Here is an 11998-nt window from a genome sequence, read left to right as displayed (position 1 = left end):
TCGGGAGGGATGGTTCCGGTATCCTGACCGGCGGCCTACCGCCAGCAGGCCGCCGACCGGCGCCGGCGGGGGCCGCCGCCGCGCAGTGGAACTCATCGGGGGCCGGCGGCCGACGAAAGGATGCTTTCGTGCGCAGGTCCATGCCCGTCCGGCGGTACGCCCACCGGCCGCTGATCGCCCTGCTCGCCGCCGTGGCGCTGCTGCTCGGGGTGGGTGCAGTGCCGGCGTACGCCGAGCCCAACGAGGGTGGCAGCAAGAAGCTGCGGGACGCCCTGGAAGCCACCGCCAAGGCGCACATCGACGCCAAGCGCAAGCTGGACGGCTCCAAGAAGCGGCAGAAGCAGATGGCCAAGGAGTTGTCCGCGATGGAGGGCCGGCTCAACGAGCTGACCGCCATGGTCGGCGAGGTGGCCGCACAGTCCTACCGGGTCGGGCGGCTCAGCCCGGCAGCCGTACTGCTGGACAGCGCGACGCCGGAGGCGTTCGTGCAGCGCGCCGCCAACCTCGACATGATGGCCCAGCGGGACAGCCGCCGGATCCGGGAGCTGACCGAGGCGCGTGAGCAGGCCCGGCAGGCCAAGCTGGCGATCAACGCCGAGGTGCGCGAGCAGACCAAGCAGTTGGCCGTGATGGCGAAGAAGAAGAAGGAGGCCGAGGCGGCCCTGGCCGCGGTCAGCTCAGGTAGCGGCGGCGGGTTCAGCGGTGGCAGTTCCACCTCGGCGAAGCCGGCACCGCGTAACTCCGACGGTTCCTGGCCCGGCGAGTCGTGCTCGGTGGACGACCCGACCACCTCGGGCTGCATCACGCCCCGCACGCTGCACGCGCTGAAGCAGACCCAGGCCGCCGGATACAAGCGGCACGTCTCCTGCTACCGCAGCGGCGGCTCCGGCGAGCACCCCAAGGGTCGGGCCTGCGACTTCTCCGCCGCCACGAACGGCTTCGAGGACCGCACGGCTACCGGTGGCGACAAGTCGTACGGTGACAGCCTGGCCTCCTGGCACGTCCGCAACGCCGACCGGCTCGGCGTGCTCTACGTCATCTGGTACCGCCAGATCTGGCACCCGGGCACCGGTTGGCGGGCGTACAGCGGTAGCGGCAGCCCGGCCGCCGACCACACGAACCACGTTCATCTCTCGATGTACTGACCCGCCGGCCCGGGGCCGCTGCGTACCATCGCCACGATGAACTCTCCATCGCCTGAGGTGGCGGCCCCATCCGTGCCGTCCTCGCCGGAGGTGCCCCGGGCCCTGCCCAACGGGCTCGCCGCGTTCCTGGTCTTCTACTCCAGTGGTGCCGTCCTGGTCCTGGAGACCGCCGCGCTGCGCCTGGTCGGGCCGTACGTCGGGGTCACCCTCCAGGTGACCAGTTCGGTCATCGGCATCGCGTTGGCGGCGATCGCGTACGGGGCGTGGGCGGGTGGCTGGCTGGCCGACCGGCGCAACCCGCGTACGCTGCTGGCCCCGGCGCTGGTGCTCTCCGGCATCGCCACCGCGATCACCCTGCCGGCGGTGCGGTACGCCGGTGAGGTGCTGCGGGGCGGTGCGGCAAGCGCGGTTCTGCTGCTTGTCGCGGTCGCCGTGTTCGCGCCCGCGATGCTGCTCTCGGCGGTCAGCCCACTGGTGATCAAACTCCAGCTCGCCGACCTGCGCCGCACCGGCCAGGTCGTCGGCCGGCTCTCCGGCATCGGCACCCTCGGCGCCGTCACGGCCACCCTGGTCACCGGCTTCGTGCTGGTGGCGGCCCTGCCCAGCACCGTCATCCTGTTCGGGCTGGCCGCCTCCCTGGGCATCACCGGTATCGCGCTGGGGGTGTACCTGCACCGGCAGGACCGGGCCGCCCTTCCCGGGCCGGCCCGGGTCAAGGCCGCCCTGGCGGTGCTCGGCCTGGCCGGGGCCGGGCTGACCATGGTCGCCCCGAACCCGTGCGACGTCGAGACGGCGTACCACTGTGCCCGGGTACAGGCCGACCCGGGTCGGTCCAGCGGGCGGACGCTGCTGCTCAACTCGGCCCAGCACTCGTACGTGGACCTGAACGACCCGACCCACCTGGAGTACGCGTACACCCGGTGGATCGGCGCGGTGGCCGACGTGCTCGCCCCGTCGGGCCAGCGGCTCGACTCGCTGCACCTGGGCGGGGGCGGGTTCACCGTGCCGCGTTACCTGACCGCCACCCGGCCCGGCACCGACAACCTGGTGTTCGAGATCGACGGCGGGCTCGTCGAGCTGGGGGAGCGGCGACTCGGCGTACGCCAGGGACCGGACCTGCGGGCGGTGGTGGGCGACGCCCGGATGCTGGTGGCCGACGAGGCGACCGACAGCCGCGACTTCGTGGTGGGCGACGCCTTCGGGCACCTGGTGGTGCCCTGGCACCTGGCCACCCGGGAGATGGCCGCCGAGATCCGCCGGGTGACCCGCCCAGCTGGCGTGTACGTGCAGAATGTCATCGACTACCCGCCGCTGCGGTTCATCCGCAGTGAGGTGGCCACCGTCGCTGCCGAGTTCGGGCATGTCGCGCTGATCGCCCCGCCCGAGGCGCTGGCCGGCGAGCGGGGTGCGAACTTCCTCATCATGGCCTCCGACGCGCCACTGCCACTGGCCGCGGTACGGGCCCGGCTCGACGACGCCAACGAGCCGGCCAGTCTGCTCAGCGGCGGTGACCTGACGGACTTCGTCGGCGACGCGCTGGTGCTCACCGACGACTACGCTCCGGTGGACCAACTGCTCGCCACCGCCTGATCGGGTGACATCCGTGACCGAATCAGACCAGAAAGGTGTAGGCGGCCTCACGTCGGGCAACAACGCCGACCATGGGTGGTGCGGTGAGCAGAGGCGCGCAACTGCTCGGTGAGCGGTACCGGCTCATCGAACAGCTCGGCGCGGGCGGCATGTCGGTGGTCTGGCGCGGCTACGACGAGGTGCTCGGCCGGCAGGTGGCGGTCAAGGTGCTCGCGTCCCGGCTGGCCAGCGACCGCGCGTTTCGGCACCGGATCCGGATCGAGGCCCAGGCCGCCGCCCGGCTCTGCCACCCCAACATCACAAACGTGTACGACTACGGCGAGTCCGTGCAGGTCGGGTTGACCGTGCCGTACGTGGTGATGGAACTGATCGACGGCGGTCCGCTGACCGCGAGGTTGGCCCGGGACGGACGCCTGCCGTGGCGGGAGGCGGTGGCGGTGGCGGCCGAGGTCGCCTCCGCGCTGGCCACCGCGCACGCCCGGGGCGTGGTGCACCGCGACGTGACCCCCGGCAACGTGATGCTCACCGCGACCGGGGTGAAGGTGGTCGACTTCGGCATCTCCGCGCTGGTCGGTGAGAGCGAGAAGGGGCCCGACGGCAACCTGCTCGGCACCCCGGCGTATCTCGCGCCGGAACGGCTCGACAACGGCCAGGTCAGCCCGGCCACCGACGTGTACGCGGTCGGGCTGCTGCTGTACCGGATGCTCACCGGTCGGCTGCCCTGGCAGGCCGACACCACCACCCAGATGCTGCGCGCCCACATGTACCGCGAGCCGGAGCCGATGCCCGACGTGCCGGGCCTGCCCGGTGCCGTCGCCGACCTCGTGCAGCGCTGCCTGGCGAAGCGGCCGGCGGATCGTCCGGCCACCGCAGAGCTGGCCCGGGTCCTCGCGGAGGCGGCCGGCAAGGTGCCGACGGTGCCGGTGGGCACCGGCGTGGGTGACATCGGTCCGTCGTCGCTGGCCGACGCCGGTACCACGATCCTGCCCTGGTCCGCGGCGACCGACGCGCTGCCCCTGGCCGGCCTGCGCACCCGGCGCCGGCTGAACCGCAGGCGCCGGATCGAGGCGGTGACGGCCGCCGCCGGGCTGATGGCCGTCACGGCGGCGGTCTGGGGGGTCACGTCGCACAGCTCCGCCAGCGGTGGAATCGATCAGCCGACCCAGGCACGCATCGGCGGCGAACAGGAGATTCCCTGCCAGGTGACGTACGCGCTGCGCAAGGATTCCGGCAAGGACTTCACCGCGGAACTGAGCCTGACCAACACCGGCGATCGTGAACTGCGCGACTGGACCATGAGCTTCGCGTTCCCCGGCGAGCAGCAGGTGACCGACGCGACACCGGTGCCGGTGCGGCAACAGGGCCGGTCGGTGGCGGTGCAACCGGTCCCGCAGCGGCCGGCGCTGGCACCGGGTGCCACCGAGAAGGTGAACCTGACCGGGCGGTACTCCGGGACGAACCCGCTGCCGGTGGAGTTCCGGATCGGCACGGCGGTGTGCGGGGTTCAGGTCTCCGGGGTCGCTGGCACCGCGCCCACCACCAAACCGGCACCCACCAAGTCGGCCACGGCCAAGACGGTGAAGGCGACGGCCGGCAAGGCCGGGTCCGGTGACTCGAAACCCAAGGCGAAGAAGCCCAAGGCCGAGAAGGCCAAGCCGGACGACGGCAAGGCGAAGGGCAAGGGTGGAGGGAAGCCGCAGCCGGACAAGCCTGGCAAGGGCTCCAGCCGGTGAGTTGAGCGGTCAGGACAGCGCGGCGAAACGCTGGATCTGTTCGATGGTTCCCTCCACGATGAGGATGGTGTCCTCGGTGAGGTCCAGGACGTGCGAGGCGTACCGGTACCGGTTCTCGCCCGGCCGCTTCACCCCGATCACCCGTACGCCGTAGCGGTCCAGCAGTTGAATCTCGCTGGTCGGGCGACCGGCGAGCGACCGCGGAACGCGGACCCGTGCCACTGCGAAGGCCTCATCGAACTCCACGAAGTCGAGCGTCCGGCTGATGATCAAATGGGCGAGCCGCTCGCCGGTCTCCGCCTCGGGAAAGATCACGCGGTGCGCGCCGACCGAGGAGAGGATCTTCGCGTGCTGCCCCGATGTCGCCCGGGCCCAGATCTGCGGAATGCCCAATTCCACAAGCGCGAGCACGGTGAGCACGCTGGCCTCGACGGAGGCGCCGATGGCCACCACCACCCGGGGCAGGTCGGTCAGGCCGAGCTGGCGCAGCGCGCCCTCGTCGGTGGCGTCGGCCTGCGCCACCTGGTCGAGCATCGACGACCACTTCTGCACCTGCTGAGCGTCCCGGTCGATGGCCAGCACCTCGCGGCCGAGGGCGGAGAGCGATTCGGCCAGATGGCTGCCGAACCGGCCGAGGCCGATCACGGCGATGCCGCCCGGGTCCGATTTCCTATCCGACAATGGGTTGCTCCTCTGGGTATCGGTACAGCCGACGTCGGGTGTTCAGCGCGATCGCCGAGCCGAAGGTGAGCGGCCCGACCCGGCCGACGTACATGAGCACGGTCAGCAGGAACTGGCCACCGTCGGACAGGGAGGACAGGACGCCCACCGAGAGCCCGGTGGTGCTGAACGCCGACGTGACCTCGAACAACGCGGCGTAGAACGGAAGCTTGTCGGTCATCGCGATCAGCGTGGCGGTCCCGCCGGCCACGATCGCGACGCTGAGCAGCGCGACGGTGAGGGCCTGCCGCTGACTGGCGGTGGCGATCCGACGGTGACCGACCGTGACGTCCGGCTCGCCGCGGACCTCCGCCCAGATGACGAAGGCGAGCAGGAAGAAGGTGGAGACCTTGATCCCACCGGCGGTGCTGGCGCTGCCGCCGCCAATGAACATCAGCCCGATCAGCAGGACGTGGCTCTCCTCGCGGAGCAGGCCGGTCGGCACCACCTCGAAGCCGCCGGTGCGGGCCAACGCGATCTGCGTGAACGCGGCCACCACCTTGCCGGGTACGTCGTACTGGCCGACGGTCCACGGGTTGGCCCACTCGGCGGACAGGAACGCGACCGCACCGAACACGACAAGCGCCGCGCTGCCCCAGATGGTCAGCTTGGTGGCGACCGCCCAGCGCGCCGGCTGCCGCCACTCGCGGACCGCTTCGAACAGGGCCGGGAAGCCGAGACCGCCGACGATCGCGCCGAGGGCCAACGGCAGGCTGATCCACGGGTCACGGGAGAAGGCCAACAGCCCGTCGGGGTAGAGCGAGAATCCGCAGTTGTTGAAGGCCTGGATGGAGTGGAACGCGGCGGACCAGAGGGACTGCCGGAATGGCTGGTCGTAGCCCAGCCAGAGCCGCCCGGTGACGACGACGGTCATCGCCAGCTCGCAGGCGAAGACCGTGGTGGCGATGCGCAGCAGCAGTCGGCGTACGTCGCCGATCCCGTACTCCGCGGTCTCGGCCCGCAACAGCAGCCGGTTGTGCAGCCCGAGCCGCCGGGACACGGTGAGGATCACCAGCGCGGCACCGGTCAGGATGCCGAGCCCACCCAACTGGGTGAGCACGGTGATGAGCGCCAGCCCGGAGCCGGACCAGTAGTTCGGGGTGTCGGTGACGGTAAGGCCGGTCACCGAGATGGCCGACGTGGCGGTGAACAGCGCGGTCATGAACGAGGTGTGCTGGTACTCGATGGTCATCGGCCGCAGCATCAACAGGCCGGTGCCGATCAGGATCGCCACCAGGAAGACCAGCGGCACGAGCCGCACCGGGTGACGAAGAAACCGACGCACCAGACAATCTTCCGATTCTGCGCGCGGTTCCGGGCCTGAACCGACATCCCGACGCCCCGCACCCCGGGCCCGCCCTTGCTCTGCCCCGTCCCGGTCTAGCCGGCAACTTCGGGGATACTGCGGCCTCGGGCGCTGGCGACCCTGGCCGACCAGATCACCGACGCCCGGGTCGCGGAGGCCGGCGTGCCGATGACCGTGGCCGGCCTGTATCCGTCACTGCACCTCAACCTCGGTGACTGCTACCGCAGACTGGGTGATCTCGACCTGGCCCGCGCCCACCTCCACCGCGCGGAGGCGGGGATGGCCGAGCTCGCTGACGACGACTACGGCCGGTTGATCAAGAGTGGCCTGGACCGACTGGCCGAGCAGCTGACCGCCGGGTAGGAAACAGGCCGCCGTCCCACGAGACACCGCAACCTGTGCCTTCGGCTGGCCCGGACGCCCCGACATGCCGCAACTCGTCGTCGCCGGAGAGCGTTCGCGAGTGGGCGGCGGACCGTGGCGGGGGGCGACACATGACGGCCGCGAACCGTGGCAGCGGGCGACCGCCGTTGTGCTGGGCCGGTGCGCCCGGGCTCCGGGCTTGTAAGTGCCGGCCACCTCGGCCCGGTTACTTGTGTGTTTCGACCACATGGCCCGTGGGTGACGTCACTTCTAGCGTGAGCCGACACATAAGGTTCCTCCCTCTGAGTCCTCACGTGGAGTCGCAATGACGGTCCGGACGACACGGCGGGTGTTCATCTCCGCCGCCACGATGATGGCCGCGGCGATCGCCGCCACGGCCTGTGGCAGCCCTCAGGACACCGCCAACGGCGGCGGCGACAGCGCCGCCCCGGTGAAGGTTGGTCTGGTCTACTCCCAGTCGGGAGCGCTGGCCAGTTACGGAAAGCAGTACATCGAGGGGTTCAGGGCCGGCCTGGACTTCGCCACCGACGGCACCAACAAGGTCGGCGACCGCACGATCGAGATCACCGAGGTCGACGACGCCGGTGATCCGGCGAAGGCGGTCTCCGCGGCCAAGGATCTGATCGGCAAGGGCAACAAGATCATCGCTGGTTCGACGGCCTCGGGCGTGGCGCTCCAGGTCGCCCCGATCGCCGCGCAGAACAAGGTGCTGTTCATCTCCGGCCCGGCCGCCACCGACGCGGTGACCGGCGCGAACAAGTACACGTTCCGCTCCGGCCGGCAGTCGTACCAGGACGTGGTGACCGCGAAGTCGTTCATCGGCGACCCGGCCGGCAAGAAGGTGGTGGTTTTCGCCCAGGACGGCGCCTTCGGCGACGCCAACGAGGCCGCGGTCAAGGCCGTCATCGGTGGAGCCGGCGCGAGCGTCAGCGCCGTCCGGGCGCCGGCCAGCGCGACCGAGTTCACCCCGTTCGCCAGCCAGATCAAGTCCGCCAAGCCGGACCTGCTCTTCGTGGCCTGGGCCGGTACCACCGCCCCGGCCATGTGGCAGACCCTGGACCAGCAGGGCGTGCTCACCTCCACCACGGTCGTCACGGGCCTGGACATCCGCACCTCCTGGCCGACCTTCGGTGCCGCCGGCAGCAAGATCTCCTTCCTGTCGCACTACTTCGACGGGGCCAGCGACACCGAGGCGGCCAAGGCCGCGAAGGCGAAGGTCCCCGGCGGCACGCTCGACCTGTTCCACCCGGACGGGTTCGCCGCCGCGCAGATGGTGGTCCGCGCCGTGACCGAGGGTGGCGACGACGTCGAGAAGATGGTCACCGCGCTGGAGGGCTGGAGCTTCGAGAGCGTCAAGGGCAGCATGACCATCCGTGCCGAGGACCACGCGCTGCTCCAGCCGATGTACCAGGCGAGCCTGACCGGAAGCGGCGACACGTTCACCGCGACCGCTCAGAAGGCGCTCACCGGTGACGAGACCGCGCCGCCGGTCCAGGCAATGAAGGGCTGACGCGAGATGCTCGCCACCCGCGGTCTGACCTGGCGGATCGGTGAGGTCTCCATCGTCGACTCCGTCTATCTGGACCTGGCACCCGGGGAGTTCCTCGGCGTGATCGGTCCCAACGGCGCCGGCAAGACCTCACTGTTCAACCTGATCACCGGCCTGCGCCGAGCCACCGAAGGCCGGGTGACCCTGGACGGGCAGGACATCTCCGCCCTGCCGCCGTACCGGCGGGCCCGGCTGGGCCTGGGCCGTACGTTCCAGGCGTCCTCGGTGTTCGGTTCGTTGAGCGTGCGGGAGAACGTCCGGCTCGCCGTGCAGGCACACCGCGGGGGTTCGCTGAAGCTGTGGCGGCGGGCGGCGGCCGACCGGGAGGTCGCCGCCGCCGCCGACGCGGCGCTCGACCGGGTCGGCCTGGCCCACCGGGGTACGGCGTTGGCCGGCACCCTCGCCCACGGCGAGAAGCGGAAGCTGGAGATCGCCCTGCTGCTGGCCGGCGAGCCACGGGTGATGCTGCTCGACGAGCCGATGGCCGGGGTCAGCGCCGAGGACGTGCCGGAACTGGTCCAGGTGATCCGTGCGTTGACCGGGGACAGCGGTCGAGCGGTGCTGATGGTGGAGCACCACATGGACGTGATCCTCGAACTGGCCGACCGGATCGCCGTGATGCACCACGGCGCGTTGCTGGCGTGCGACACGCCGGAGACAGTGATGGCCAACCCGACCGTACAAGAGGCCTACCTCGGGGAGTCGCTGTGAGCGAACCCGTATTGACCGTGGAGGATCTGTCGGTCCGGATCGCCGGGCTGCACATCCTCCAGGGAGTGTCGTTCACGGTCGCGCCGACCGGGGTCACCGTGCTGCTCGGCCGCAACGGGGTCGGCAAGACCACCACGCTGCGCGCCGTCGTCGGGCTGACTCCGCGCAGCGGCGAGGTACGCGGCACGGTCCGGATGGGCGCCCGGAGCCTGCTTTCCCAGCGGACCCACCGCCTGGTCCGCGATGGGCTCGGCTACGTGCCCGAGGACCGCTGCGTCTTCGCCGGACTCACCGTCGCGGAGAACCTGCGGCTCGCCGAGCGGCGCGGCACCACCGCAGCGTACGACCGGGTGTTCGCACTCTTTCCCGAGCTGGACCGGCGTTCCCGGCAGCGGGCCGGATCGCTCTCCGGCGGGCAGCAGCAGATGCTCGCCATCGGCCGGGTGCTGCTCAACGACAACCGGCTGCTGCTGGTCGACGAGCCGACCAAGGGGTTGGCGCCGAAGGTGGTGACCGAGGTGGCCGAGGTGCTGGAACGGGTCGCGGAGTCCGTGCCGGTGCTGCTGGTCGAGCAGAACCTGGCGGTGGTCCGGCGGCTGGCCCGCGACGCGGTGGTGCTCGCCGCCGGACGGGTCGCCTGGGCCGGCGACGCCCAGGAGTTGCTGTTGGAAACCGCGCTGACCCGGTCCCTGCTCGGCGTCGGCTCGGTAGAGGGCCACCAGCCCGCCAGCCAGCCGGCCGCCGCCGCGTCGGCCCCGGAGGACGGCAACTGATGGACGCGATCATTCTGCTGACGCTTACCGGGCTCGGCCTGGCCGCCCTCTACTTCCTGGTCGCCTCCGGGCTGTCGCTGGTCTTCGGCCTGGCCGACGTGCTCAACTTCGCGCACGGGCTGTTCCTCGGCGTCGGCGCGTACGCCACCTGGTGGGCGGCGGGGAACCTGCCCGGCGCCGGCCCCGACGGCCTCGGTTTCGTGGTCGCGGTCGCCTTCGGGGTGGCCGCCGGCACGCTGATGGCGGTGCTTGTCGAGCTGGTGCTGATCCGGCCGCTCTACTCGCGCACCATCGAGCAGGTGCTGGTCACCGTCGGCCTCTCGCTGGCCGGCGTGGCGTTGTTGCAGGCCACCTGGGGCGCCGACGCCCGACCCTTCCCCCGTCCGGCATGGACCCGCGAGGTGACCTCGATCTTCGGCGCGCAGGTGCCCAACGGAGGTCTCCTGCTGATCGTCGCTGCGGCGCTGGTGCTCGGCGCGATCCTCGCCTTCCTCCGCTGGACCCGCTACGGCCTGATCATCCGGGCCGGCGTGGAGAACCGGGAGATGGTGACCGCGCTGGGCATCGACGTACGCAAGGCGTTCACCCTGGTCTTCGCCATCGGCGGGGCGGCGGCAGCGTTGGCCGGGGCGCTGGGCAGCGTCTACTTCGGCACCGTCTCGCCGCAGCAGGGCGGCTCGCTGCTGATCTTCGCGTTCATCGTGGTGGTCATCGGCGGCATGGGCTCGGTGGTCGGGTCCGCGTACGCGGCGGTCGCGGTCGGGCTGCTGCAACAGTTCGTCAACTACTACGGCACCTCCGGACTGGGTGACATCTGCGTGGTGGCGTTGCTGGCCGTGGTGCTGCTGCTGCGTCCGCAGGGCATCGCCGGGAAGGCGGTTACGGCATGACCGAGGTCAAGAGCCCCGAGGTTTCGGCACCACCGGCGGCGGTGCCCGACGAGTTGACCGAGCAACCAGGCCGCTGGGGCCGGCTCCGCCCGTTCCTGCCGCTGGTCGCGCTGGTGGTGGCGCTGATCCTGCCGTACTCGACGCTGCACCTGCCGGGCATCTTCGAGGGCGCGCTGAACTCGCCGGGCACCCTGCAACTGCTCGCCGTGTGTCTGGTCTTCGGCGGTCTGGCGGCCGGTTACGACCTGCTTTTCGGGCGCACCGGAATGCTCTCCTTCGGCCACGCCCTCTACTTCGCCGCCGGCGTCTACGGCACCGACATCCTGATCACCCGGGCCGGGCTGCCGCTGTGGCAGGCCGCACCGCTGGCCATCGTGGGCGGAACCATCCTCGCCGGGCTGCTCGGTGCCGTGGCGCTGCGTACGGTCGGCATCGCCTTCGCCATGGTGACGCTGGCGTTCGCGCAGGTCGGGGCGATCCTGGTGGCCCGGGACTTCGGTGGCCTCACCGGTGGTGAGGAGGGGCTGCCGCTTGACGTCGCCGGGCTGCCGGACGGGCTGGTCGGGGTCACCAACACGGTAAACCTGTACTGGTTGGCGCTGGCGTATCTCGTGGTGGTGGTCTTCGTGGTGCACCGGGTCAGTGGCTCGCCGACCGGGCGGGTGCTGGCCGGGTTGCGCGACGACGAGCGCCGCATCGGCGTGCTCGGGCTGGATCCGTACCGCTTCAAGCTGGTCGCCTTCACGCTGGCCGGCGGCTTGGCGGCGGCCGGCGGGGCGGTCTACTGCCTGATCGTCGGCGGTGCCTCGCCGCACATCACCAGCAGCGAGCTGACCCTGTCGCTGCTGGTGATGGTGGTCCTCGGCGGGCCGGGTACCCGGTGGGGCCCGGTGCTGGGCGGCATCCTCTACATGTACCTGGACCACCGACTGGTGTCGTTCGGCACCTCCGACGCGGTGAACGCGTTGCCGGCGTTCCTCAGCCGGCCGCTGTCCCAGCCGCTGTTCGTGCTCGGCACGGTCTTCATCCTGGCCGTCTACTTCTTCCCCGGTGGCCTGGCCAGCCTCGCTCCTCGCCTGGCCCTGCTCCGTGACTCCCTGCGTCCCGGCTCCCGCCAGCGAGGTTGATTACGAGGTCGGCGGGACGGCACGGACGGCGTGCCGTCCCGCCGCGCTAGCCTCATGATCGGTGGCCGGA

11 protein-coding genes are annotated in these 11998 nt (G+C 71.0%); 9 read left to right on the top strand and 2 right to left on the bottom strand.

The window, feature by feature from the left end; all coding sequences use genetic code 11:
- Positions 1 to 140: 140 nt before the first annotated feature.
- The 3 genes from Vse01_RS06200 (at position 141) to Vse01_RS06190 (ending at position 4468) form a co-directional block, all read left to right on the top strand.
- Positions 141 to 1145 (top strand): coiled-coil domain-containing protein, encoded by a 1005-nt coding sequence (locus Vse01_RS06200; protein ID WP_093403511.1) that lies wholly within the window; start codon positions 141 to 143, stop codon positions 1143 to 1145.
- A gap of 36 nt (positions 1146 to 1181) precedes the next feature.
- Positions 1182 to 2735: a fused MFS/spermidine synthase gene (locus tag Vse01_RS06195; RefSeq protein WP_093403513.1), complete on the top strand. Its 1554-nt coding sequence runs from the start codon at positions 1182 to 1184 to the stop codon at positions 2733 to 2735.
- 71 nt (positions 2736 to 2806) lie between these two features.
- Entirely contained in the window at positions 2807 to 4468 is a 1662-nt protein-coding gene (locus Vse01_RS06190) for a serine/threonine-protein kinase (RefSeq protein ID WP_093403514.1), read from the top strand.
- Positions 4469 to 4477: 9 nt separating this feature from the next.
- On the opposite strand, the gene Vse01_RS06185 is transcribed toward Vse01_RS06190, so the two are convergent.
- Together Vse01_RS06185 and Vse01_RS06180 are read right to left on the bottom strand one after the other, a co-directional pair.
- Positions 4478 to 5149, bottom strand: coding sequence for a potassium channel family protein (locus Vse01_RS06185; protein WP_093403516.1), 672 nt, complete (start codon positions 5147 to 5149; stop codon positions 4478 to 4480).
- Positions 5139 to 6473: a TrkH family potassium uptake protein gene (locus Vse01_RS06180; protein WP_093403517.1), complete on the bottom strand. Its 1335-nt coding sequence runs from the start codon at positions 6471 to 6473 to the stop codon at positions 5139 to 5141. Before Vse01_RS06180 ends, Vse01_RS06185 begins: the two co-directional genes overlap by 11 nt.
- Before the next feature lie 183 nt (positions 6474 to 6656).
- Here Vse01_RS06180 and Vse01_RS06175 point away from each other — a divergent pair, with 183 nt between their 5' ends.
- The 6 genes from Vse01_RS06175 to Vse01_RS06150 all read left to right on the top strand — a co-directional run bounded on the left by Vse01_RS06175 (position 6657) and on the right by Vse01_RS06150 (position 11928).
- Positions 6657 to 6857: a hypothetical protein gene (locus Vse01_RS06175; protein WP_139233129.1), complete on the top strand. Its 201-nt coding sequence runs from the start codon at positions 6657 to 6659 to the stop codon at positions 6855 to 6857.
- A 325-nt stretch (positions 6858 to 7182) separates the two neighbouring features.
- Entirely contained in the window at positions 7183 to 8388 is a 1206-nt protein-coding gene (locus Vse01_RS06170; RefSeq protein ID WP_093403520.1) for a substrate-binding domain-containing protein, read from the top strand.
- Positions 8389 to 8394: 6 nt separating this feature from the next.
- Complete coding sequence (locus Vse01_RS06165; RefSeq protein WP_093403522.1) at positions 8395 to 9138, top strand: ABC transporter ATP-binding protein; 744 nt, start codon at positions 8395 to 8397, stop codon at positions 9136 to 9138.
- On the top strand, positions 9135 to 9911 hold the full coding sequence (locus Vse01_RS06160) for an ABC transporter ATP-binding protein (RefSeq protein WP_093403523.1): 777 nt from the start codon (positions 9135 to 9137) through the stop codon (positions 9909 to 9911). The genes Vse01_RS06165 and Vse01_RS06160 overlap by 4 nt, the downstream gene beginning before the upstream one ends.
- Positions 9911 to 10801 (top strand): branched-chain amino acid ABC transporter permease, encoded by an 891-nt coding sequence (locus Vse01_RS06155; protein WP_093403525.1) that lies wholly within the window; start codon positions 9911 to 9913, stop codon positions 10799 to 10801. Before Vse01_RS06160 ends, Vse01_RS06155 begins: the two co-directional genes overlap by 1 nt.
- A complete protein-coding gene (locus Vse01_RS06150) occupies positions 10798 to 11928 on the top strand; it encodes a branched-chain amino acid ABC transporter permease (protein ID WP_093403527.1) in 1131 nt (376 codons plus the stop codon). The genes Vse01_RS06155 and Vse01_RS06150 overlap by 4 nt, the downstream gene beginning before the upstream one ends.
- Positions 11929 to 11998 lie beyond the last annotated feature (70 nt).

It is taken from the genome of Micromonospora sediminimaris (genome assembly GCF_016863575.1).
Taxonomy (GTDB): domain Bacteria; phylum Actinomycetota; class Actinomycetes; order Mycobacteriales; family Micromonosporaceae; genus Micromonospora; species Micromonospora sediminimaris.
Note: the sequence above shows the minus strand (reverse complement) of the source record. Positions and strands in the feature narration are given on the sequence as shown.